We start from the raw sequence: 23,753 nt of genomic DNA, 5'->3' as shown, positions 1-23,753 counted from the left end.
CCCATGGGTGTCGTCATCCTGCTCGTCATGGCGGCCGGCGTCGCCCTGATGCTCACCCGAAGACTGCCCACCGCTTTCGCGCTGGTGCTGCTCGCCGTCGTGATCGCCTTCCTCGCCGGGGCGCCGCTCACCGGCAAGAACAGCGTGCTGGACACCGTTCTCCAGGAAGGCGCGCCGACCTTGGCCGCCACCATGATCGCGATCATTCTGGGCTCCTGGCTGGGCAAACTCCTCGACGAGACCGGCATCGCGGGGACGCTCGTCCGCAAGATCGTCGAGTTCGGCGGTGACCGCCCGACCGTGGTGGCCCTCGGCGTCCTCGCCGTGTCCGCACTCGTCGGAACGGTCACCGGCTCGGCGCCCGCCGCCATGCTCGCCGGCATCATCGGCATCCCCGCGATGATCGCCGTCGGCGTGCCCAAGGTGACCGCCGCGGGCACGGTGCTGATGGGCATCGCCGTGGGCATCCCCTTCGAGCTGCCGGTGTGGCAGTTCTTCTCCACGGCGCTGGAGCTGCCGATCCCGACCGTGCGCGGCTTCATGGTGAAGCTGTTCCCGTTCGCGCTGGTCGCCGCCCTCGCGTTCGTCCTCGTGGAGACGCGTCGGCGTGGCACCGAGCACGCCTGGTCGCTCAAGTCCGTTGACGCGAAGCCTCGTTCACGACGCGAGGAACTGGGCGACGCGCCCTGGTACGCGCTGCTCGCCCCCGCAGTCCCGCTCGTTCTCGCCCTGGGTTTCGAACTAGCCATCATCCCCTCGCTGTTGGCGGGGGTCCTGTACGCGCTGGTCACCACGACCCGGCCCGGCGCGATGAACAAGCGCCTGCTGCGCACCCTGTACGGCGGCTTCGAGGTGGCGGCCCCGCCGATCGCCCTGTTCATCGCTATCGGCATCCTGCTGGCGGCCGTGAAACTGCCGGGCACGGTGGACGCGCTCGAACCGCTCATCAAGGCCGTCAGTCCGCACAACCCGGTGGCGTTCGTCCTCGTCTTCACGCTCCTCGTGCCGCTGTGCCTCTACCGCGGCCCCCTCAACGTGTTCGGGCTCGGCGCGGGCATCGCCGGCGTCCTCATCGCCACCGGCATCTACCCCGCGGCCGCCGTCCTGGGCATGACCACCTCGTACAACCAGGTCTTCGGCGTCGCCGACCCCACCAGCACCCAGACCGTATGGAGCGCCCAGTACGCGGGCGTCACTCCCCAGCAGGTCATGGTGCGCACCCTGCCGTACGTCTGGGCGGTCGCCCTCGGCGGCCTGTGCGTCACCGCGGCCACCTACCTCTGAGCCGTACACCTTCCGGAACTGGAGCCCCGCCATGCACGAGCACCACCTCGACCGGCGTCTCTTCCTTCGCGCCACCGCCGCCACCGGAGCCGCCCTCGCCGTCGGCACGACCCTGGGCGCCCAGCCGGCGGCCGCGGCGCCCGGTGGATTCCCCGACTACGTCTACGACCGCACGCTTCTGACGCCGTCCCAACTGAAGTACAACCCGACCGGCGAGATCATCTTCCCCACCATCAGAGGCGTCTACGACAAGCTGGCCAACCCCCTCGGCCGCTACTACCTGTACTACGCGCCGCACGACGCGCCCGGTGGGATCTGCCTGGCCTACGGCGACTCGCTCGAAGGGCCGTTCACGGAGTACCCGTCGAACCCGATCGTCTCCAACAAGTGGTCCCCGCACTACTCCGTCAGCCATGTCTCGTCCCCCCACGTGCTGTGGAACGCGGACGCCAAGGAGTTCTGGCTGTACTTCCACGGAGAGAACACCACGACCCGCCTCGCCCGCTCGACGGACGGCGTCCACTTCACGTACGACAAGGTCGTCCTGTCGGCGTCCATGCTCCCGGCGGGCACCACGGAGACGTCGTACGCCCGCGTCTTCCGTCAGGACCTGCCCGCACACGGCGCCCGCTACGTGATGGTCTTCATGCTGAACAACACCACCAACCACCGTGACATCCACTGGGGTTGGTCCGCCGACGGCCGTACGTGGACCTACGACCAGCAGCCGCTGGTCCGGCACACCGACGTCGGCGCGGTCAACATCGGCGGCCCGCACCTGCTCTACCGCGACAACAGCACCTACGTCGTCTACAACAAGGACAAGGAGAGCGGCGGCGACATCATGATCACCGAGGTCGGCAACGACTTCAGCAAGCGCGACCACCTCGGCGTCTTCTACAACTCGCGCAGTACGGCCCCGGAGAACGGGCGCTCCGCGTCACCTTCCTTCGGTACGGATGGTGGTGTCCCGTACATGGTCTACGAGGCGGGAGAGCGGCTCGCGGGGTCGATCGCGGTGGCCCGGGGCTGACCCGGCGGCGGTTCCGGTCGGACACGGGGGAGATCACCCGCCGTCGGCAGGCGGCTCGGCGCGGAGTTCAACTGCCGTGATCGCAAAGGCCAGTGGCCCAGGAAGCAGCAGGGCCAACAGCGGCAGCATCCACAGGAAGGCGACGCACAGTCCGACCGCCGCCGCGATCAGGGCGCAGCCCTTCGGGTCCGCGACGGAGCGTGTCGCGGCCCGGTTCAGGGCCGGGCGCCAGCCGCGCGCCGCCTCCGGATCGGCGGCGGCGCGCAGGGCGAGGACGAGTCCCGCGGCCGCGAGAGCGGTCAGCGCCCATGACATGGGGCGGGCGCCCGGAAGGCCTGCCCTCGCGAGGGCGAGGTCGAGGACGACCAAGGTCACGGCGGCGAAGACACTCACTCCCGCCAGCAGGGAACGGTGAAGGCCGTGAGCGCGGAACTCCGCGACGTACTCCCCCACGCTCACCGGTCGGTCCTCGCGGATCGACCGTCGCAGGACGGCGCAGGCCGCGGCGAACGCCGTAGGAGCCGTGATCAGGGGGAGGGAGGCGACCGCAGCTGCCACGCCGACGGCGAGCATGTCGGCGAAGAGGGTGAAGCGGGGGCCGAACAGCTCGCCCGGTTCCCGGCGTTGGGGTGCGAAGGAACTCATGGGCTCAACCCTTCAGGCCGGAGGTCGCCATGCCCTGCACCAGGTAGCGCTGGAAGGCGAAGAAGAACAGCACGATCGGCACGATCGAGATCACCGACATCGCGAACATCGGGCCGTAGGCGGACGTGCTGGACTGGTCGACGAAGTTGCGCAGGGCCAGGGTGATAGTGAACTTCTCCGGGTCGAAGAGGTAGATCAGCTGGGTGAAGAAGTCGTTCCAGCTCCAGATGAAGGTGAAGATCGCGGTGGTGATCAGGGCCGGCCGGGTCAGCGGGAGGACGACCGACCAGAAGATGCGGAACGGTCCGCAGCCGTCGATGCGGGCGGCCTCGTCGAGTTCGCGGGGCAGGCCGCGCATGAACTGGACGATGAGGAAGACGAAGAAGGCCTCCGTGGCAAGGAACTTGGGCAGGATCAGCGGCCAATAGGTGTCCACCATGCCGAGCTTGTTGAAGATGATGTACTGCGGGATCAGCACGGCGTGGTGCGGCAGCATCATCGTGGCGATCATGAAGCCGAACATCGGGCCCCGCATCCGGAAGCGCAGGCGCGCGAAGGCGTAGGCGGCCAGCGAGCAGGACACGACGTTCCCGATGACCGAACCGACGCTGATCAGCAGGGAGTTGAGCAGCAGCCGGGTGATCGAGACGCCGCTGATTCCGTCCAGGGCGGTGGTGTAGTTCGACCACTCGATGTGGCTCGGCAGCAGCTTGAGGCTGGTGAGGACCTCGTTCGCCGGCTTCAGCGAGGTGGCGAGCAGCCAGGCCAACGGGTAGAGCAGGACGAGGAGTACGGCCAGCAGTCCGAGGTGTTTCGCGATCGCCGCGGTGCGCGTTCGGCCGGGGTTGTTCTTGAGACCGGAGCTGTTCTTGAGGCCTGCGGCACTCTTGAAGCCGGGCGCGGTCGTGGCCATCAGGCCCCCTCGTTGGCGTAGAAGACCCAGGAGCGCGAGGTCCTGAAGAGGACGAGCGTGACCGCGCCGATGGCCAGGAGCAGGACCCAGGCCATGGCGGAGGCGTAGCCCATGTGCGAGGCGGTGAAGCCTCGTTCGTAGAGGTAGAGCGTGTAGAACTCGGTCGAGTCGGCCGGTCCGCCGCTGCCGCCGCTGATCGCGAAGGCGGGGGTGAAGACCTGGAAGGACTGGATGGTCTCCAGGACGAGGTTGAAGAACACCACCGGGGACAGCATGGGCAGCGTCACGGACGCGAACCGCCGCCAGCGTCCCGCGCCGTCGAGTGCTGCGGCCTCGTAGAGGTCGGCCGGTATCTGTTGGAGCCCGGCCAAGAAGATGACCATCGGGGCGCCGAACTGCCAGGCGGAGAGCAGCGCAACGACGAACACCGCGAGGTGCGGGTCGGAGACCCAGCCGCCGGTGTGGATGCCGATGGAGGAGAGGAGTTCGTCGACGGTGCCGCCGTCGTTGTAGAGGGCCCGCCACACCAGCGCGACCGCCATGCTCGCGCCGAGCAGCGAAGGGGCGTAGAAGGCCGAGCGGTAAAAGCCTTTGGCCTTACGGGTGTTGCTGAGCAGCAGCGCGACGCCGAGTGCGATGGCGAGTTTGAGGGGGACGGCGACCACGACGTAGAGGAGCGTGGTGCCCACCGAGCGCCAGTACCTCGGGTCCGCGGTGAACATGTCGCTGTAGTTGCGCAGTCCGACCCACTTGGGCGGGTCGAAGAGGTTGTAGTCGGTGAACGACAGATACAGGGACACGGCCATGGGTGCGAGCGTCAGGAGGACGACTCCGAGGATCCACGGTGCGAGGAAGACGTAGGCGGGGCCGCTGCGTTGACCGCGCCTGCGGTGTTCCTGCGGTGTCGCGGCGGCGCGTGCGGTGCGGGGTGGTGGGGTCGCTGTGGTGGTCATCGCAGCTCCCGCTTCGCCTCGGCGACGTACTCCTCGGCGGCGCCTCGCGGGCTCTCCATCCCGTAGGAGACGCGCTGGTAGTCGCGGGAGAAGGAGACCTGGAGGACGACGTCGCCGCGGGGTGGTGCCATGGGTGGGGCCGAGGTGCCGTGGGCGGCGATCGTGCGCCCGTAGTCGTAGACCTCTTTTTCCGGGCCGGTGAGGTCCTTGCCTATCGCCTCGGCGATCTTCTCGTTGGGGGGTGTGGAGCGGGTGACGCCGAGGATCTTGCCCGCGGCGGGGTCGTTGAGCAGGAAGTCGATCAACTCGGCCGCCTCCTTGGGGTGTTGGGTCCCCGCTCCGGCGCCGATGAGCATGGTCGGCTTGAAGTACTGGCCCACCTTGCCGTCGGTCGTGGGGACGGGCGCGAAGTGGACCTGGTCGCCGAGCAGCGGCGGGTAGCCGAGGAAGGGGGCGTCCCAGTTGAAGTCGGTCGCGGCCAGGCCCCGTCCCATCGGGGTGTCCTCGACGGGCCCGCCGACCTGGGCGGTGTCCCTGGCCGTCGAGACGATGCCCGCGCGGCGCAGCTTGTCGGTGAAGGTCCAGAAGGCGGTCAAGTCGTCGGCGGTGAAGCCGAGTCGGTGCTCGGAGGCGTACAACTCCTTGCCGCGGCTGCGCAGCCAGGTCTCGAAGGCGTCCTCGTTGACCCCGAGGTCGGAAAGGCCTGTGTAGGCATGCCCGTTGGGGCCCTTCATGCCGAGCGCGCTGATCTTCCTGCCCGCCTCGGCCCAGTCGTCCCAGGTCCAACCGGGCTGGGGTGTCCCGACTCCGGCCTTCTTGAAGACGGCGGCGTCGTAGACGATGCCGGTCGTTCCCTTGCCCATCGGGAGGGCGTACTGCTTGCCGTCGTAGACGCCGGTGCGGGTGAGGGTCTTGTCGAAGTCGGCCGTCCGCAGCGTGCCGTTCTTGAGGTGGGGGCCGAGGTCCAGGAGGGTGCCGCTGCCCGCGTACTGGGATATCTGCCGGTAGTCGAGCTGGGCCACGTCGGGCAGGTCGCCGCCCGCCGCCTGGGTGGCGAGCTTCTGCACGTACGCCGGGTAGCCGGCGTAGGAGGTGCGCACCGTGATGTTCGGGTGCCGCTTCTCGAAGAGGGCCACGGCGTCGTTGGTGCGTTGGGCGCGGTCGTCGTTGCCCCACCAGGCGAAGGTGAGTGTCACTTTCCCGCCTGCCGCCGTGCTCGCTCCGCCGCCGTCGGAACAGCCGGCGAGGAGAGGGGCGAACAGCGCGCCCGCGGCGGCGCCGAGGACAGCTCGTCTCCGGAAACTGGGTGGCGTCATGGCGATGCCTCCTGAGTGGGGCGTGGACATCGTTGTCTGAAGTCAGGAGTCGTTGCCCGGTCCGGCGGTGTGTGGGTGGGGGGACGGACGGACGATGACATGGCACGAGAGCGCGACCCATCGGGCCGTGCTGGATGAACGGCGGGGGTATGGCAAGCGCTTTCGCCTGCAGAGAACGTAGGTCCCGTCCGTCCGGTCGGTCAACGGTGCTGCACCATGTTTGTTCGGACATGGGGCGCGCGTACGCAGGTCGGTACACGTGCCCCAGGTCGGATGCCGCCTCGACAGTGGGACGGGGAGGGGCTAGAGACGCACGGCCGACGCCTGCCGGGCCACCGCGACGAGCCGCTCCCGGACCAGTTCCATGCACAGCCGCATGTTCTTGTCCGCGATGACGTTGTCCGGGATGCGGCACGCGAACTGGAGTCCCTCGTGGACCCGGGTCACCCACGCGCACACCTGGTCGCCGTACGACACCCGGATCAGTCCGTACGCCTTCAGCTCCTGCCAGCGCTCCGAACCGGGCAGGCCGCGCGAGTCGACGTAGGAGACGATCGAGTACAGGTCGGGGGACGTGGGCCTGAAGTCGGCGCCCAGCAGGCGCAGTACGCGGGCGATGGGCATGCGGGCCAGCGGGCGGTTCTCGCGGAGGGTGGCGCGGACCATGCGCAGAGCGTGGTCGAAGTCGGTGGCGTGCTGGACGGGGATCTCGATCGGGGCGCCGCCCACGTACCAGCCGACCGAGTCGGCCCAGTGGGACTTGGCGCGGGTGTGGAAGGGGACGACGGTGCGGTACACGTCGAGACCGCTGATCTCGCGGGCGGCCAGCGCCACGGCCGCCAGGATGCCGACGAGGCTGCCGCCGTACGGACGGCAGTAGGCCTCGAAGGCCGCCGCGTCCGTGTCGTCGACGAGCATCTCCTGGAGGAACTTCTGGGTGGGCAGCGGCCCTTCGGGGTCGAGGCCGAGGTCGACGGGGAAGTTCGGCAGCTTGCCGTCGCAACGGGCGATGAACTCGCGCCAGCGGGACACGACGGTGTGGGTGTCGTCGATCTGGTCGGCGTCCGTGCGTTCGCCCGCGCAGAAGTCGATGTAGCTGGCGACGGGCGCCGACTCGACCGCCTTCCCGGCGAGGCCGGCCGCGTACAGCTCGTGGACCTCGCCCGCGATGCGATGGAGCGAGTAGGCGTCGACGTTGCTGTGGTCGAACGCCAGGTAGACGCTCGTGCCGTCGTCGCGGACGACCGCGGCGAACAGGAAGTTCGGCCAGGTGAGCGCGTCCGCCGCCACATCGAAACGGTCCTGCATGTACCGGGTCAGCGTCCCCGCGTCCGCGAACTCCCCCACGTCCTCGCGGTGCAGGGCCACGGCGTCGGCGTCCAGGGTGAAGCGGCGCATCTCGTCACCGGCCCACCTGAAGCCGCTGCGCAGCGTCTCATGCCGGAGCATCCAGGCACGCAACGCGCCTTGCAGGACGTCGAGTTCGATCCGCCCCGGCATGTCGAAGGCGGTACCGAGCCAGGTCGGCACGAACAGCCCGTCCTCGCGCACCGACCGCGCCGTACGGATGTGGGACTCCTGCACGTACGCCGGTGGCCGCGCGTCGTCCGGGAGTTCCCGCGCCGCTCCTACGGCCGCCGGGTGCAGCGTCCACTCGACGAGTCGTCCGGGCCGGATCTCGCACCGCTGAAGGTCACTCATGCGCACAGGGCTCTCCGTTCGCCTGCCCACGGGAGGCCGCCGGGCACCACTGTCGATCCACGCCTCCATGCCGCTCGGGCACCGCTCACTGCATGGGAGATCAACGATCGGATATTCGGAAAGCAACGCTGTGAACAGGCTTGCTGATCAGTTCATTTCAGCCGGTGCGGTGGAGCTGCGCCGCGAGGTGGTGTTGCAGCGGTTGTCCTACGGCTTCCAGGTCGTGGGCGAAGGTGAGTGTGGCGGCGTCGGTCAGGGTGTAGCGGCGGCGGGTCGCGGTGACCTTCTTGGCGGTGGGGGTGAGGGCGACCTCGTGGGTGGTGAGGTCGACCGTGTCGCCGGTGGCGGTTCCGACGAGGATCTCGGCGATGCCGGTCGGCTGGGTGATCAGGGCCTCGATCCGGCCGTCGGGTTGCAGGCGCCACCAGCCGCTTTCGCGGGCGGCCGGGCGCAGTGGTGTGCCTTCGGCGTCGAGGATCCAGGCGCGGGCTTCGTAGTGCAGGAAGGGGCGGCCGTCGTGAGTGAAGGTGACGTCCTGGGCGTAGGTGAAGTCGCCGTCCAGTGTGGGGTATTCGCCCTTGCCTTGGCCGTGCCAGTTCCCTAGGAGAGCGAGTACGGGGGCGAGCAGCGGGTGGGGTGCGGGTTTCTCGTCCGCGTGGTGGGCGTCGGGGTAAGGAGGGTTGGACACGGGGGCGCTCCTGTGGTCGATGCGGGTGTCGGGGCGCAGCTTAAGCGCTCCGCACGAAGTGCCCCGATATGCCGTCGTTCCAGTGCCTCGCCGTTGTGGTGGGCGCGCCCACGCGGCGGAGCCGCACATAGACACAGCCCCGCGCCCCTTTCGGGGCGCCGCAGTTGACCCGGGATTCGTCGGCTACGAAGTTTTTGCTAACTCGCGGGGACCCCATGAACCGGCCCCCACCTGCACGGAGTCCCCTTTGTCCACCCGAACGCGCGGCCGGTAATGGTGAGTTCACCTTGCTCCTCTTCCACCGCGTTCTACGCGCGTGGTGTCATGCACCTGCCCGCCACCCCCCACGTGGGCATCAACTCGACCAGGAGTCAGACATGTTGAGGACGTTCCTCGGCCGCGCGGGTGTCGCGCTGGCAGCCGGCGCAACCCTGTTCGTCACGGCTGTCCCCGCCGACGCCGCGACCTACACGGCCTTCGCCTTCTCGCAGGCCGGCACCACCCAGCCGACCATCTACGACTTCATCAACTCGGCCACCTCCTCGCTCGACATGACGATGTACGAGCTGGAGGACACGAGCGCCGTCAACGACCTGATCGCACTGAAAAACAAGGGCGTCACCGTGCGGGTGGTCCTGGACCGCGCGCACCAGTCCGCCAACAGCTCGGCGTACACGGCCCTGACGAACGCGGGCGTGGGCGTGGTGTGGTCGCCGTCCAGTTTCGTCTACACCCACCAGAAGACGATCACCGTGGACGCCACCAAGTCGCTTGTCCTGACCGGCAATCTGACCTCGCAGTACTACTCGACGGGCCGCGACTACGGCGTCTTCACGGACGACACCCGTGATGTCGCCGCGATCGAGAAGGTGTTCAACGCGGACTACGCCGGCACCTCGGTCACCCCGACCGACGGCGACCATCTGCTCTGGTCCCCCACCGACTCGCGCAGCCGCCTGCTGACCGTGATCAACGCGGCCACCAAGACGCTGGACGTCGAGGAGTTGGAGTTCAGCGACAGCACGGTGGTCAACGCGATCGTGGCCAGAGCGAAGGCGGGCGTGACCGTGCGGGTGGTGCTGGAGACCCCGTCCGACTACTCCAGCGAGGTGTCCGCGATCAAGGCGGCCGGCGGCACGGTCGTCGGCTACTCCGACCCCGACGGCTTCTACATCCACGCCAAGGCCATGGTCGCCGACTACGGCCTGTCCACCCAGGAGGTGGAGGCGGGTTCGATGAACATCAGCAGCAACTCCCTCTCCAACAACCGGGAGTTGGGCATCATCCTCACCGGCACGGGGGTGGCCCAGTCCGTCGCCACCACCATCGAGACCACGTTCAAGAGCGACTACGCGGGCGGTACGGCCGCCTAGAACCGCCTTGCGCATCCCGGCGGTTGCGGGATCGACGCCACGACTCCGAGGTGGGGGGCCTCGGAGTCTGTCCGGGACCTTCCGGGGTGAGGGTCGCGACATTCCCGCGCGCGTCTGCCTCACAGCGCCGTTTCACGACCTGGCCGCGGCTCTGCAGCGCGTCCACAACGCGGGTGATACGGCTCGCCGACAGCGCGGTCGCCGCCGCGAGATCCGCCATGCAGAGTTCCTGGTTCTCGGCCTCGGACAGGCTCATCAGTACGACGTACTCGGTGAGCGTCAGTCCCGTCGCCCGCAGCAGATCGTCGTCCGGTGAACGCGGCGTCGCGACCCCAATCACCCCGTCCCGTCAGGGCAGTTGCCCGCGCTCCCGGCCCGTCCGTCCGCCGTCGCACCGACCAGTAGTCCGGCACCGGTTCCCAGAGGTACTCCTCGTCGGCCATGGGCCCGACCCGGGTGTCCGTCCCGTCGCCGCTGTCCATGACGGGCCCTGTCATACGGCTGGAGAGGCGTTCGCACGCGAAGTCGAACTGGTCGAGCAGCGGAGCCAGACGGGGTGGGATCACGGGGCACTCCTGTGGCGAGCCGGTCGGTCGTCGAGCCGGCAACCTGACAACGTCCCTGCCGCGCCGCCTCTCATTTACGGGGTGCGGGCGCGCAGCCGGCGCAGCATCCGGGGGTCCTCGAACCCGACCGAACGTGCGGCGGCGTCGATCGTGACCCCGTGGCTGATGAGGTGCTCGGCGCGTTCGAGGCGGAGGGTCTGCTGATAGCGCAGCGGGGTGAGTCCGGTGGCCCGGGTGAAGAGGCGGGTGAGGGTGCGTTCGCTGACGCCGATCGCCGAGGCGAGGGCGGGCAGGGGAAGCGTCTCGTCGAAGCGGGTGTCGATGAGGTCCTGGGCGCGGTGCACGGTGTCGTCGAGGTGGGAGCGGTGCCGGAGCATCGCGCTGGTCTGCGGTTCGTGGCCGTTGCGGCGGGCGTAGACGACCATGTCCCGGGCGATCTGCGCGGCTACGGCGGGGCCGTGCCGGGTGGCGACGATGTGCAGGGCGAGGTCGATGCCGCTGGCGATGCCGGCCGAGGTGATGACCCGGTCGTCGGTGGTGAACAGGACGTCGCGGACGACCGTCGCCTTCGGGTGGCGCAGGGCGAGTTCGTCCTGGACGTCGTGGTGGGTGGTGCAGTGGCGGCCGTCGAGGAGTCCGGCCCGGCCGAGCGCGTCGGCTCCGGCGCAGACGCTGGCCACCGTCCCGCCCCGGGCGTGGTGGTCCTGGAGTGCCCGCAGCGCCGTGGCACCGATGGCGGGTGCGCCGGCCAGGGTGACGGCACGCCAGCCCGGCACCACGATCAGGTCCTCGGGGCCCAGCTCGGGCCAGTCGAGTGCGGCCGCCAGCGGCAGCCCCTGGGCGCTGGTGACCTGGGGCTGCTCGGCGACGTAGGAGAGCGTGTAGGGGTGCCCGAAGTCGGCTGCCGTGGAGAAGACCTGCGCGGGGCCGGCCAGGTCCAGCAGGTGGACTCCGGGTACCAGGAAGAAGACGACGTGGCTCACGATCCGGTCATCATGCCTGATGTGCGGCGGCGGCTTCCAGTTGGTCGACCGTCGCGATGGTGGCGAAGCGGCCGGCGAGGGCGTACTCGGTACGCCTGATGATCTCGTCGGCGGGGAGGGTACGGGGGTCGGCGAGGAGTTCGGCGACGGTCTGGTCGGCGGGGGCGTCGCGGTGCGGGATGGGGTTGGTCGCGGTCGCGTCGGTGACGAAGGTGACCTGGTAGCCGAAGTCGCTCGCGACGCGGGTGGTGGTCTCCACGCACTGCTCGGTGCGGATGCCGCACACGGTGAGCTCGCGGACGCCGTGCTCGGTGAGGAGTTGTTGCAGGTTGGTGGTGGTGAACGCGTTGTGCGAGGTCTTGTGGAGGAGCGGTTCGCCCTCCGCGCGCTCCAGTCCGTCGATGAGCCGGACGTGGCCGAGGGCCGGGTCGAAGACGTCGCCGCTGCCGGGCTCGGAGTGCAGGACCCACACCACGAGGTCACCGGCCCGGCGGGCGAGCTGGACCAGACGGTTCGCCTGTTCGGCGATCTTCGGGTCGGAGATGGTCTCCCACAGCGGGCGGGCGCGGAAGGATTCCTGGACGTCGATGACGATCAGTGCTCGGGTCATGTCCCAAGACTGCGCTGTGCGGGCGGGGTGGCGACAGGCCGCATCGGGTCCGGGACCGGACCGATCCGGTCACCGGGCCGAGGGGTCTGCCGTCATACCGCCCACCTCAACTCCGGTCACCGGGTCGAGCGGCCTGTCGCCGTACCGGCTAGCTCAGTTCGACGAGCAGGTCGCCGCCCTCCACCTGCTGGATGCGGTTGATGGCGAGGCGGGAGACCCGGCCGGACTTGGGAGCGGTGATCGCCGCCTCCATCTTCATGGCCTCGATCGTGGCGACGGTGACACCGGCCTCCACCTCGTCGCCCTCCTCGACCGAGAGGGTGACCACGCCCGCGAACGGCGCCGCGACATGACCCTGGTTGGTGCGGTCGGCCTTCTCCGTGACGGGGATGTCGGAGGCGGCTGCCGTGTCGCGGACCTGGATCGGCCGGAGCTGTCCGTTCAGGGCGGACATCACCGTACGCAGGCCGCGTTCGTCGGCCTCGCCGACCGCCTCCAGCTCGATGAGGAGACGGACGCCGGGTTCCAGGTCGACCGTGTACTCCTTGCCGGGGCGGATGCCGTAGAAGAAGTCCTTGCTGTCCAGGACGCTGGTGTCGCCGTAGGTCTGACGGTGGGTCTCGTACTCGCGGGTCGGGCCGGGGAAGAGCAGGCGGTTGAGGGTGGCGCGGCGGTCCTTGTCGAGTGCCGTGCGGTCCTCCGGGCTCAGTTCCTGTACGGGCTTGGGGGCGGCGCGGCCCTGGAGTGCCTTGGTGCGGAACGGCTCGGGCCAGCCGCCGGGCGGGGTGCCCAACTCGCCGCGCAGGAAGCCGATCACGGAGTCGGGGATGTCGTAGCGGTCCGGGGACGCCTCGAAGTCGGCGGGGCTCACTCCGGCGCCGACCAGGTGCAGGGCGAGGTCGCCGACGACCTTGGACGACGGGGTGACCTTCACCAGGTGGCCGAGGATGCGGTCGGCGGCGGCGTACATCGCCTCGATGTCCTCGAACCGATCGCCGAGGCCGAGCGCGATGGCCTGGGTGCGCAGGTTGGATAGCTGGCCGCCGGGGATCTCGTGGTGGTAGACGCGGCCGGTGGGTGAGGCGAGGCCCGCCTCGAAGGGGGCGTAGATCTTGCGGACGCTCTCCCAGTACGGCTCCAGGTCACCGATGGCCTGGAGATCGAGGCCGGTGGGGCGCTCGGAGTAGTCGGTCGCGGCGACGATCGCCGACAGGGACGGCTGCGAGGTCGTACCCGCCATGGAGGCCACCGCGCCGTCCACGGCGTCCGCGCCGGCCTGGATCGCGGCGAGGTAGGTGGCGAGCTGGCCACCTGCCGTGTCGTGGGTGTGCAGATGGACCGGCAGGCCGAACTCCCGGCGCAGCGCAGATACGAGCGTCGCGGCCGCGGGTGCCCGGAGCAGGCCCGCCATGTCCTTCACCGCGAGGACGTGGGCGCCCGCCTCGACGATCTGTTCCGCGAGGCGGAGGTAGTAGTCGAGGGTGTAGAGGCGCTCGCCAGGGTCGGACAGGTCCGAGGTGTAGCAGAGGGCGACCTCGGCGATCGACGTTCCGGTGGCGCGTACGGCGTCGATGGCCGGGCGCATCTGGCCCACGTCGTTCAGCGCGTCGAAGATGCGGAAGATGTCGATGCCGGTGGCGGCGGCCTCCTGGACGAAGGCGTCGGTCACCTGGGTCGGGTAGGGCGTGTAGCCGACGGTGTTGCGGCCGCGCAGCAGCATCTGGAGGCAGATGTTGGGGACGGCCTCGCGCAGGGCGGCCAGCCGGTCCCAGGGGTCCTCGGCGAGGAAGCGCAGCGCGACGTCGTAGGTGGCGCCGCCCCAGCACTCCAGGGAGAGCAGTTGCGGCACGGTGTGGGCGACGACCGGGGCGACCGCGAGGAGGTCCTTGGTGCGGACGCGGGTGGCGAGGAGCGACTGGTGGGCGTCGCGGAACGTGGTGTCGGTGACGCCGATCGTGGGCGACTCGCGCAGGTGGCGGGCGAAGCCCTCGGGGCCGAGTTCGGCGAGCAACTGCCGTGAACCGGCCGGGGGTTCGGTGCTGGGGACCGGCGGCAGCTTGGTGGTCGGGTCGATCAGGTCGGGGCGCTCACCGTGCGGCTTGTTGACCGTGACGTCGGCGAGGTAGGTGAGCAACTTGGTGCCACGGTCGGCTGATTGACGGGCCGTCAGCAACTGTGGGCGCTGCTCGATGAACGACGTGGTGATCCGCCCGGCCTGAAAATCCGGGTCCTCCAGCACCGCTTGGAGGAACGGGATGTTGGTGGCCACACCGCGGATGCGGAACTCGGCGACGGCGCGCCGGGCGCGGTTGACGGCGGTGGTGAAGTCCCGGCCCCGGCAGGTGAGTTTGACCAGCATGGAGTCGAAGTGCGCGCTGATCTCCGTACCCGCGTGGGTGGTTCCGCCGTCGAGACGGATGCCGGAGCCGCCGGGCGAGCGGTAGGCGCTGATCCGGCCGGTGTCCGGGCGGAACCCGTTGGCGGGGTCCTCGGTGGTGATACGGCACTGGAGTGCGGCGCCGTGCAGGGTGACCGTCTCCTGCGACAGGCCGAGGTCGGCCAGGGTCTCCCCGGAGGCGATCCGCAGCTGCGCCTGGACGAGGTCGACGTCGGTGACCTCCTCGGTCACCGTGTGCTCGACCTGGATGCGCGGGTTCATCTCGATGAAGACGTGGTTGCCGGCCGGGTCGAGGAGGAACTCCACGGTGCCCGCGTTGCGGTAGCCGATCTCGCGCGCGAAGCGGACGGCGTCGGCGCAGATGCGGTCGCGCAGTTCGGGGTCGAGGTTGGGCGCGGGGGCCAGCTCGACGACCTTCTGGTGGCGGCGTTGCAGCGAGCAGTCGCGCTCGAAGAGGTGGATGACGTTGCCCTCGCCGTCGGCGAGGATCTGCACCTCGATGTGACGGGGGTCGACGACGGCCTTCTCCAGGAACACCGTGGCGTCACCGAACGCGGACATGGCCTCGCGGGCCGCCGCCTCGATGGACTCGCGCAGGGTGGCCGGGTCCTCGACGCGGCGCATACCGCGTCCGCCGCCGCCGGCGACGGCCTTCACGAACACCGGGAAGCCGATCTCCTCGGCGGCGCGCACCAGTTCGTCGACGTCCGTGGAGGGCGCCGAGGAGCCGAGCACGGGTACGCCGGCCGCGCGGGCGGCGGCGATCGCCGTGGCCTTGTTGCCGGTCATCTCCAGGATGTGGGCACTGGGACCGACGAAGGTGATGCCCGCCTCCTCGCAGGCGCGGGCGAGTTCGGGGTTCTCGGAGAGGAACCCGTAACCCGGATAGACCGCGTCCGCGCCCGCCCGCTGGGCCGCGCGGACGATCTCCTCGACGGAGAGATAGGCGCGGACCGGATGCCCGGGCTCACCGATCTCGTAGGCCTCGTCGGCCTTGAGCCGGTGCAGCGAATTGCGGTCCTCGTGGGGGAAGACCGCGACCGTTCGCGCACCCAGCTCATAGCCGGCGCGGAACGCCCTGATCGCGATCTCTCCACGGTTGGCGACCAGCACCTTGCGGAACATTCCCGATCCCTTCAGCCTGCCGATGACGTGCACCATGGTGTCGGCGCCGCCCCTGTAACGCCATGTGAGCCGGGACACTAGTCGCAAACGTGTCGCGTGATGCGCTCCGCCGTGCCGATGGTAAAGAAATCGTATGGTCTAGTCCAAAGTGAGCTTTGGTCCAGTCCAATCCATTGACGTGGCCGCGACAGCGCCAGAAGCTGGGCGCCTCCCCCACTCCCACCGGAGGCACAACGTGACACGTCTTCGTGCATGTCTGGTCGCGGCGGCCGCCGTGACGGCCGCCGCCGCGGGCACGACCGCGCTGGTCGCGACCAACGCCCAGGGCGCCACCAACGCGGCCACCGCACTGAGCAACCGCTGGTACGCCGCGGCCCCCTATCTGATGCCGACGGACAACAACCCGCCGGACGCGGGCGCCATCATGGACGCCACCGGCCTCAAGGCCTTCCAGCTCGCCTTCGTCCTCGCCCCCAACGGCGGCGGCTGCTCCCCCACCTGGGGCGGCACCTCACCGGTCTCCTCGGACACCGCCGTCCAGTCGGTGATCAACACGATCCGCGCCAAGGGCGGCGACGTCTCCGTCTCCATCGGCGGCTACGGCGGCACCAAGCTCGGCCAGGCCTGCTCCGACCCCGCCTCGACTGCGGCGGCGTACCAGCAGGTGATCACCAAGTACGGCCTGCACGCGATCGACTTCGACCTGGAGGAGCCGGAGTACGAGAACACCGCGGCCATCCATAACGAGATCGGCGCGGCCAAGATCCTCCAGCAGAACAACGCGGGTCTCTACGTCTCCGTCACCACGGCCGGTACGGCGGACGGAACGGGCTGGTTCGGCAAGCAGATGTTGTTGGAAGCGAAGTCGCAGGGCTTCACCCCGAACAACTTCTCCATCATGCCCTTCGACGGCGGCTTCAACGGCGCGGCCTCCCAGACCAGCGCGCTCACCAACTTCAACGCGATCCTCCAGTCCACGTTCGGCTGGGACCAGGCGACCGCGTACGCCCACGAGGGCTTCTCGGGGATGAACGGGCGCAGCGACACCGGCGAGTACTTCACCCAGGCCGACTTCCAGACCGTCCTGAACTACGCCACCAGCCACAACATGGACCGCTTCACGTTCTGGTCCTTGAACCGCGACCGGCAGTGCAGCCCGGTCGACAACGGCGGTACCACGTCCGGGACTTGCTCCAGCGTGGCGCAGAACGCGTGGGACTTCGCCAAGTACTCGGTGCAGTTCGCGGGCGTGACGCCGCCGACCACGACACCCACGCCGACCCCGACTCCGACGCCCACCCCCGGCGGTACGTGCAAGACGGCGTGGAGTTCCACGGCCGTCTACACGCAGGGCAACGAGGTGTCGTACGGCAACCACAACTGGGTGGCCAAGTGGTGGACCCAGAACGAGGTGCCCGGTGCCTCCCAGTGGGGCCCCTGGCAGGACGAGGGCTCCTGCTGATCCGGCGGGATCGGATCAGTAGGACGTGGGCTGCGACGTCAAGTAGGCCTTGAGGAAGGCGTACTTGGCGTCGCTGTCCGCTGCGGGAAGCACGGCGAAGTGGTCGCCGAGTTCCATGGTCTGCGGGGTGCCGGTGTCCAGGGCCGGCCAGGTGGCCAGGCTGCCGCCGTTCGGGTTGCCGGTGGCCGCGAAGTTCGCCACGTACGAGGTGACGGTGTCCGCGATGTCGTAGTCGCGCGACGCCCACGGTCGGTCGGTGTTGTAGATGAAGCCCAGCAGGTAGTAGACGTCGGCCCCGTCGAAGGCGCCCGAACTGCCGGTTCCGACAACGGGGTTGGTGGCGTCGTGGCCCGGCGGGACCCGGGTCCAGAAGTAGGTGTGTACGGGACCACGATTGTCCGCGGTGTCCTCGAACTGGCCGCCCCAGAGGAAGGTCGAGACGCGTTCCTCGTCCCGCGCACAGGCGTTGTACTGCGTGGCGGCCTCCGCGTCGGTGGTCGCCGGGTACAGACCGAGGAACGTGTCCGTGAGGCCGACCGGCCCGAACTGCGCATCGGCGTAGGCCTGGTATTCGGTCAGCGTGGGTGAAGCGGCCCTCCCGTCCCGGCAGTTGCCGGTGAGGACCGGTACGTCGATCTCCCTGCCCGCCTCCATGGCGGCGGTGTACGTGCTCGGCAGGACGTATCCGTCGAGCACGTCGCCGAACCCGGTGGCGTCGGCGGGTGCGTCGTCTGCATAGGTCCGCGCGACGATCTCGTCCGCGGACAGCGCGCGCAGGTCACTGAGGGACGAGCAGTCCAAGTAGGAGGCGAAGGCAGTGCCGTTGGTCTCGGCGTCCGCCAACGTACGGTAGCCGTACGGCGGTCGGCCGAGCGCGGGGTCCTTCGTGTAGTGCACGCCGGTCGGCAGCAGGGCCCGGTGGAACAGCCCTCGGGCCGGCTCCGAGGCCATCAGGATGTTGACGAGGTTCGCGCCGTTCTGCCATCCGCCGAGCGTCACCCGGTCCGGGTCGCCGCCGAACGCGGCGATGTTCCGTGCCACCCATTCGAGCGCCGCTACGACGTCCAGGGCGCCCCAGTTGCCGGAGGCGGCGTGCCCGGACTCGGCGCTCAGGTCGGGGTGGGCGAGGTCGGCGAAGGGGCCGACGCGGTGGTTGACGCTGACGAAGACGACGCCCTTGTTGGCCAGCAGCGTGCCGTTGTAGATCTCCTGTCCTGCCCAGATCGCGGTGTCACGGCCGCCGGGGAGCCAGACGAGGACCGGTCTGCTCTCGCCCGAAGTGGCCGCGCCGGTCCAGATGTTGAGGTTGAGGCAGTCCTCGCTCAGGTCCGGCACCTGGCCGCTCGGGATGCCCGTGACGGGCTGGGGGCAGGCAGAGCCCCAGCTGTTCGCCTTCCGGACCCCGCCCCAGGTCGGCGCGGGCTGGGGCGGGCGCCAGCGGTTGGCGCCGGCGGTGGTGTCCGCGTACGGGATGCCTTTGTACGCGACGATGCCCTTCAACCCGCCCTGCGTGCCGGTGACTTGGCCGGACTCCGTGGTCACGGGGTCGTCGGCGCTCCGGTTGGCGCGTCGGTCGTCGGCCGACGCGACACCAGAGTCCAGACCGGTCGCCAGCACGGCGACGGCGGTACCGGCGAGAAAGCCACGGCGGTTGAGGTCTCGCGAGCGCACAGGAACTCCCTGTCGAGTGGGGGGACGGGCGAGTCGCACCATGCTCGGGCGACCGCCCGAGCGCGGCAAGCGGAACGCCCGGACTCACAGGACTCGACAGTTTCGACAGCTGTTCGACAGTTCAACTGCCCTGCTGTCAAAGGATGTTGACCGCCCGCGCGACGACCAGGACGACGATCGACACGGAGACCGAGGACTGGCCCATCATCAGCATCTTGGCCCAGCGGGAGAGCGGCATCACGTCGGTCGGGCTGAAGGCGGTGGAGTTGGTGAAGGACAGGTACAGGTAGTCCAGGAACACCGGTTCCCAGTCCGGCGGCGCGGTCTCCGGGCTCTGCATCTGGACGAAGAGGAAGTCGGCGTACTGGCGGTGCCCCATGACCCGCGCCATCGGCCCGCCGCGGTCCCACTCCCAATACCAGAGGGCGAACACGATGACGTTGGTCAGCCAGATGGCACCGCCGGTCAGCAGCAGCGGCCCGGCACCCAGACCCTCGGTGCCCCTGACCAGGCCCACCACCAGCCGGGCCGCCGACCAGCTGTTGGCCAGGCTGATCACGCCCGTCAGGACCAGGCTGGGCCACCGCAGCCACCGTGTGCCGGGCTCGATCCGCCGGGGATTGGCGACGAACAGGCCGACCATCAGCGCGAGTTCGAGGGCCGGGAGCAGCCAGTACGGCTGGAAGGCAAGCCGGTGCGGCAGCATCAGTTGCAGGGCGAACGCCACCAGGATCACGGCGGACACCGCCCACCGTGTCTCCCCGCGCGTCACCCGGCGCCAGGCGGGCACCACATCGCGCCCGCCGTCCTCCAGCAGCCGCTCGATCCTGGCCAAGCGGCTCTCGGAGTCGCCCCTACCGTCCGTACCGTCCGTCATGGCACCGATTGTCCCCGGTCAGGGGTCGATCGGACGACGCGCCCCACCCTGGACGCCCGCGGAGTTCCGGCCGGTCACCGAACCCCGTGCGGGCGGCAGCTTGCCTCAGCCCTTCAGCGGCTCCGCCAGCCGCTCCAGCAGCCCGGCGACCAGGGCGGCCTGCGCGGGCACGGTGTCCGGGTAGATGAACTCGCCCTGGGCATGCGCCCCGTCGCCCACCGCCCCCATGCCGCACAGCACCGGCAGACCGAGCGCGGCGACGAAGTTGGCGTCGCTGGCCCCGCCGACGGCGGTGTCGGGCAGATGTCCGCGGCCCTGCTCACGGGCGACCTCGCGGGCGAGGTCGAGCAGCGGGGCGGAGGCGGCGTTGAGGGTCATCGGCGGCCGGTTCCAGGCATGGTCGATCTCGATGCGGACGCGCGGGTCACTCACCTCGATGGCATCCAACTCCTCGTCCACCCGGGCCTGTTCGGCCGCGCTGCTGACCCGGATGTCGACCCCGGCGGTGGCCTGCCCGGCGACGACGTTGATGGCCGAACCGCCCTTGAACAGCCCGGTGTTGATCGTGGTCCCCTTGTCGGGCGCGGCGACCTTCGCGGCGGCGACCACGAACTCGGACAGCGCGGTGATCGCGCTCGCCCCGTCCTGCGGCGCGAGCCCGGCGTGCGATTCGACACCGGTGGCCGTGACGTGAAAGATCCCGGTGCCCTTGCGGGCGGTCTTCACCGCGCCGTGGGCACTCGGCTCCAGCACCAGCGTGACGTCGACCTTCTGCGCGACCTCCTCGATCACCGGCCGCGAGGACAGGGAACCGATCTCCTCGTCGCCGTTGAAGAGGAAGGTGACGGTGGGCAGCGGCGCACCGCTCTCCCGGGCCAGCTTCAGCGCCCAAATACCTTGCGCCAGACCGGTCTTCATGTCGAAGATGCCGGGCCCGCTCAGCCTCTCCCGCCCGTCCTCGGCCGCCGCCGGCTGCTCCCATCCGGCGAGCGTCCCGGTCGGCCACACGGTGTCGTAGTGCCCGACGAGCGCGACATGCCCGGCGCCGGTGCCGCCGTAGGTCAGCGTCAGGGTGTCGCCGCACTCGCCGCCGGGGTGGCGCTCCTCGTGGTCGGGCCGGCCGAGCCGCTGGACGGTCAGCTCGCGCAGCAGGTCCAGGCCGGTCGCGAGGCCGGGAAGGTCGTAGCTGCCGGTCTCGTGGCGGACGAGGGTCAGGATGTCCTCGACGATCCGCGAAGAGGAGTCCTGGGCGCGGGCGGTGAGGGTGGCGGCTGCGGGTGATGCGGTCATGATCTGCTTCCTTGTACGACGGTGCGGGCGGCGTATGGGGACTGTGGGCCGGGGTCAGCCGATGCCGAGCGGGATGCCCAGCAGGTACCAGGCCACGAAGAACGCGACCCAGACCACCCACACGACGGCGGCGATCGGGATCGTGAAGGAGGCCAGGGTGCCGATGCCGGCGGACTTGCGGTACTGCTGGATGAAGCCCAGGGCCATGACGAAGTAGGGGCTCATCGGGGTCACGCAGTTGGTGACCGAGTCGGCGACGCGGTAGACGGCCTGGGTGGTCTCGGGCTCGATGCCGATGAGCATCAGCATGGGCACGAGCACCGGTGCGGCCAGCGCCCACAGCGCGGAGCCGCTGGTGATGACGAGGTTCATGAAGGTGATCAGCACGGCGATGCCGACGAGCACGGTCCAGCCGTGCAGGTGCAGGTCGCGCAGCGTCTCGGCGCCCTTGATGGCCAGGATGTTGCCGATGTTCGTCCACTTGAAGTAGGCGAGGAACTGGGCGATCGCGAAGAACAGGACGAGGATCGGCGCCATCGAGCGGGTGCCGTCGACCATCGCGCCGATGCTGTCGCGGGCGGCGGTGAAGGTGCCGGTCATGCGGCCGTAGACGGTGCCGAGCACGGCGAAGAAGACGCCGAGGACGAGTGCCATACCGCCGATCAGCGGGGAGTTGACGATGCCGGCGCCCTCGCCGCGCAGGGGTGAGGACGACGGGATCATCGCCGCCGCCAGGAATGCGAGGAAGCCGACGGCGACCAGGCCGGTTGTGCGCAGGGCGCGCCGCTGCCGGTCGGTGACCTCGATCTCGGCCAGTTCCTCGGCGCCCAGCGCGGCGACCGGCTCGTCGGGTTCCAGGTCGGAGCGGCGGGCGAGGACCTTGTCGACGACGAGGGTGATCACCAGCGCCACCAGGACGGACGAGCCGAGGCTGAAGAAGTAGTTGGCGACCGGGGTGACGACGTAGTGCGCGTCGATGGTGTGGGCGGCGGCCGTGGAGATCCCGGAGAGCAGGACGTCGGTGGTGGTGAGCGACGGGGAGGCGTCGTACCCGGCGGCGATCGAGACGTAGGCGACGACACAGCCGAGGACCGGGCTGCGGCCGGCCGCGCGGAAGACCAGGGCGCCGAGCGGGATGAGCGTGACGTAGGCGGCGTCGCCTGCGACATGGCTGACCATGGCCGTCATCGACAGGGCGAAGGTGAGGTACTTGCCCGGCACGCGCGCGACCATGCGGCGCAGCAGGGCGGAGAACAGTCCGCTCTTCTCGGCGACGGCGATGCCGAACATCACGGTGAGGATGGTGGCCAGCGGCGGGAAGGCCGCGTAGTTGTCGACGGCTCCCTCGACGGCCATGGTGAGGCCGTCCTTGCTGAGCAGGTTCTGCACCTTGATGGTCTCGTGCGTGCCGGGGTGCACGGCGCTGAGGCCGGTCGCCGCCAGGACGGCGCTGAGGACGGCGACGATCCCCGCGAGGATCCAGAACAGCCAGAACGGGTTGGGGAGCTTGTTGCCGATCTTCTCGATCGCCGTCAGGCCCCGGAACGCGGTGCGCAGGACTCTCGACTGGGGCTCCGTGGACGGGGACTGAGGTTGAGCGGAGGTGACACTCATCGGTACCTCTTGGCGCGATGGGGGGATGTTCCTGCGAACAACGGCATCCAGATGAGAGATTCTCTATATCTTGGAAGTAACAGTGGGATTAAACAGCACTCTAGAGTGAGGCCTCATGACCCGTCCTCTCCTCGACGAGCTCGACCGGCGCCTCATCGGCGCGCTGCATCTGGCGCCCCGGGGCACCTGGGACGACATCGGCGAGATCCTGGCCGCCGACGCCAGCACACTCAAGCGCCGCTACGACCGGTTGCACGAGGCACGCATGGTGCGTGTGATCGGGCAGGCCGACTGGGGCATCCACTCCGCGGCGATGCCCGTCCACGTCTTCCTGGACATCACCGGCGAGACCCCGCTCGCCGTCCTCCACCGGCTCCGCGACCTGCCCCACCTCCAGCTGCTGGCACAGATCTCGGGCGACTACCCGCTCTACGCCGTCGTGCACGCCCCGTCCGAGGCGGCCACCAGCGAGGCGATCGACCGGATGTTCTCCGTGCCCGGCGTCCGGCGCGTCAACGCCCTGCCCGCGCTGAGCACTCTGCGCCGGGGCATCACCTGGGACCCACAGTTCCTCACCGACACCGAGCGCGCCGACCTGTTGAAGCTCACCGGCTCCCGCCCCGAGGGCACCGCGACCGCGACGCCTCCGGCGAAGCCGCTCAGCGAGGCCGAGCGGAGTGTCGTGGCCGAGTTGCTCCAGGACAGCCGTGCGTCCGCCGCGAGCATCGCCCGGAGGGCCGACCTGGCCACCTCCACCGCGCACCGTGTGGTCCGCCGGGTCCTGGACGAGGGCTGGGTCAAGCCGCGCCTGGAGATCGTGTCGGAGTGGCTCGGCTTCCAGACCGCGTTCATCCTCCGCCTGCGGGTGGCGCCGGGCGCGACCCCCGACGTGATGCGCCGCATCGACCAGCTCCCGCAGACGCGGCTCGCCGCGCACGTGGCCAGCGACATGTCCGTGCTCGCCACCGGCCTGGTCAACGACCGCTCCGCCCTGGCGCTCTTCGTCGACACCGAACTGGCCAGGATCCCCGGCCTCCTCGGTGTCAGCGTCGCCGTGATGCTCGCCGAACCTCGCCGCTACTGGCTGGACCGCGACCTGACCACCGGCCTCGGCGCGTTCCACGCACCGACCCTGCTGTGAGCAGACGGCGGGCGCGCCCTCCATGTGCTTGTCGGCGGTGATGTCGGCGATCCGGCCGATGGCATGGCGGGCGGCCTCGACGGTGACGACGAACAGCACAGGGATGACAG

General features: G+C 69.7%; 19 protein-coding genes and 1 pseudogene. 5 read left to right on the top strand and 15 right to left on the bottom strand.

Translation table 11 applies throughout. From position 1 onward, the window contains the following. Positions 1-3 precede the first annotated feature (3 nt). Positions 4-1,284, top strand: a complete 1,281-nt coding sequence (locus ACNFOC_RS17240; RefSeq protein WP_416960002.1) for a TRAP transporter large permease — start codon at positions 4-6, stop codon at positions 1,282-1,284. A gap of 31 nt (positions 1,285-1,315) precedes the next feature. Beyond that, positions 1,316-2,317, top strand: a complete 1,002-nt coding sequence (locus ACNFOC_RS17235; RefSeq protein ID WP_416960001.1) for a hypothetical protein — start codon at positions 1,316-1,318, stop codon at positions 2,315-2,317. Positions 2,318-2,350: 33 nt separating this feature from the next. On the opposite strand, the gene ACNFOC_RS17230 is transcribed toward ACNFOC_RS17235, so the two are convergent. From ACNFOC_RS17230 to ACNFOC_RS17205, 6 genes are all read right to left on the bottom strand, one after another. Then, positions 2,351-2,962, bottom strand: coding sequence for a hypothetical protein (locus ACNFOC_RS17230; RefSeq protein WP_416959999.1), 612 nt, complete (start codon positions 2,960-2,962; stop codon positions 2,351-2,353). Positions 2,963-2,966: 4 nt separating this feature from the next. Continuing rightward, complete coding sequence (locus tag ACNFOC_RS17225; protein ID WP_416959997.1) at positions 2,967-3,875, bottom strand: carbohydrate ABC transporter permease; 909 nt, start codon at positions 3,873-3,875, stop codon at positions 2,967-2,969. Further along, positions 3,875-4,828, bottom strand: a complete 954-nt coding sequence (locus ACNFOC_RS17220; protein WP_416959996.1) for a carbohydrate ABC transporter permease — start codon at positions 4,826-4,828, stop codon at positions 3,875-3,877. Before ACNFOC_RS17220 ends, ACNFOC_RS17225 begins: the two co-directional genes overlap by 1 nt. Then, the gene (locus ACNFOC_RS17215; RefSeq protein ID WP_416959995.1) at positions 4,825-6,144 is read right to left on the bottom strand and encodes an ABC transporter substrate-binding protein; all 1,320 of its coding nucleotides are present in this window, start codon (positions 6,142-6,144) and stop codon (positions 4,825-4,827) included. Before ACNFOC_RS17215 ends, ACNFOC_RS17220 begins: the two co-directional genes overlap by 4 nt. A 303-nt stretch (positions 6,145-6,447) precedes the next feature. Next, complete coding sequence (locus ACNFOC_RS17210) at positions 6,448-7,845, bottom strand: condensation domain-containing protein (RefSeq protein ID WP_416959994.1); 1,398 nt, start codon at positions 7,843-7,845, stop codon at positions 6,448-6,450. A gap of 157 nt (positions 7,846-8,002) precedes the next feature. After that, positions 8,003-8,533 (bottom strand): nitrobindin family protein, encoded by a 531-nt coding sequence (locus tag ACNFOC_RS17205; RefSeq protein WP_416959993.1) that lies wholly within the window; start codon positions 8,531-8,533, stop codon positions 8,003-8,005. A 377-nt stretch (positions 8,534-8,910) separates the two neighbouring features. Between ACNFOC_RS17205 and ACNFOC_RS17200 the strand changes: the two genes are divergently transcribed. Next, positions 8,911-9,906: a phospholipase D-like domain-containing protein gene (locus ACNFOC_RS17200; protein WP_416959991.1), complete on the top strand. Its 996-nt coding sequence runs from the start codon at positions 8,911-8,913 to the stop codon at positions 9,904-9,906. Here ACNFOC_RS17200 and ACNFOC_RS17195 read toward each other — a convergent pair. The 5 genes and pseudogenes from ACNFOC_RS17195 to ACNFOC_RS17175 form a co-directional block, all read right to left on the bottom strand. Then, complete coding sequence (locus ACNFOC_RS17195) at positions 9,872-10,162, bottom strand: MarR family transcriptional regulator (RefSeq protein ID WP_416959990.1); 291 nt, start codon at positions 10,160-10,162, stop codon at positions 9,872-9,874. The genes ACNFOC_RS17200 and ACNFOC_RS17195 overlap by 35 nt on opposite strands. A gap of 61 nt (positions 10,163-10,223) precedes the next feature. Next, positions 10,224-10,472, bottom strand: a pseudogene (locus ACNFOC_RS17190) (DinB family protein); the annotation flags it as partial. 74 nt (positions 10,473-10,546) lie between these two features. Continuing rightward, complete coding sequence (locus ACNFOC_RS17185) at positions 10,547-11,455, bottom strand: GlxA family transcriptional regulator (RefSeq protein WP_416959989.1); 909 nt, start codon at positions 11,453-11,455, stop codon at positions 10,547-10,549. A gap of 10 nt (positions 11,456-11,465) precedes the next feature. Beyond that, positions 11,466-12,065, bottom strand: a complete 600-nt coding sequence (locus tag ACNFOC_RS17180; protein WP_416959988.1) for an isochorismatase family protein — start codon at positions 12,063-12,065, stop codon at positions 11,466-11,468. Positions 12,066-12,213: 148 nt separating this feature from the next. Beyond that, positions 12,214-15,588, bottom strand: a complete 3,375-nt coding sequence (locus tag ACNFOC_RS17175; protein ID WP_416959987.1) for a pyruvate carboxylase — start codon at positions 15,586-15,588, stop codon at positions 12,214-12,216. Positions 15,589-15,823: 235 nt separating this feature from the next. Here ACNFOC_RS17175 and ACNFOC_RS17170 point away from each other — a divergent pair, with 235 nt between their 5' ends. Next, positions 15,824-17,050, top strand: coding sequence for a chitinase (locus ACNFOC_RS17170; RefSeq protein ID WP_416959985.1), 1,227 nt, complete (start codon positions 15,824-15,826; stop codon positions 17,048-17,050). Positions 17,051-17,065: 15 nt separating this feature from the next. On the opposite strand, the gene ACNFOC_RS17165 is transcribed toward ACNFOC_RS17170, so the two are convergent. From ACNFOC_RS17165 to ACNFOC_RS17150, 4 genes are all read right to left on the bottom strand, one after another. Continuing rightward, positions 17,066-18,721, bottom strand: coding sequence for a carboxylesterase/lipase family protein (locus tag ACNFOC_RS17165; RefSeq protein WP_416959984.1), 1,656 nt, complete (start codon positions 18,719-18,721; stop codon positions 17,066-17,068). Between the two features lie 136 nt (positions 18,722-18,857). Beyond that, positions 18,858-19,598 (bottom strand): hypothetical protein, encoded by a 741-nt coding sequence (locus ACNFOC_RS17160; RefSeq protein ID WP_416959982.1) that lies wholly within the window; start codon positions 19,596-19,598, stop codon positions 18,858-18,860. A 105-nt stretch (positions 19,599-19,703) separates the two neighbouring features. Continuing rightward, on the bottom strand, positions 19,704-20,888 hold the full coding sequence (locus ACNFOC_RS17155; RefSeq protein WP_416959981.1) for a M20 family metallopeptidase: 1,185 nt from the start codon (positions 20,886-20,888) through the stop codon (positions 19,704-19,706). A gap of 54 nt (positions 20,889-20,942) precedes the next feature. Next, complete coding sequence (locus tag ACNFOC_RS17150) at positions 20,943-22,502, bottom strand: AbgT family transporter (RefSeq protein ID WP_416959979.1); 1,560 nt, start codon at positions 22,500-22,502, stop codon at positions 20,943-20,945. A 115-nt stretch (positions 22,503-22,617) separates the two neighbouring features. Here ACNFOC_RS17150 and ACNFOC_RS17145 point away from each other — a divergent pair, with 115 nt between their 5' ends. Continuing rightward, positions 22,618-23,643 (top strand): winged helix-turn-helix transcriptional regulator, encoded by a 1,026-nt coding sequence (locus tag ACNFOC_RS17145; RefSeq protein ID WP_416959978.1) that lies wholly within the window; start codon positions 22,618-22,620, stop codon positions 23,641-23,643. Positions 23,644-23,753: the final 110 nt, after the last annotated feature.

This window comes from Streptomyces colwelliae (genome assembly GCF_048158785.1).
GTDB lineage: Bacteria > Actinomycetota > Actinomycetes > Streptomycetales > Streptomycetaceae > Streptomyces.
This window is presented reverse-complemented; position numbering and strand designations above follow the sequence as displayed.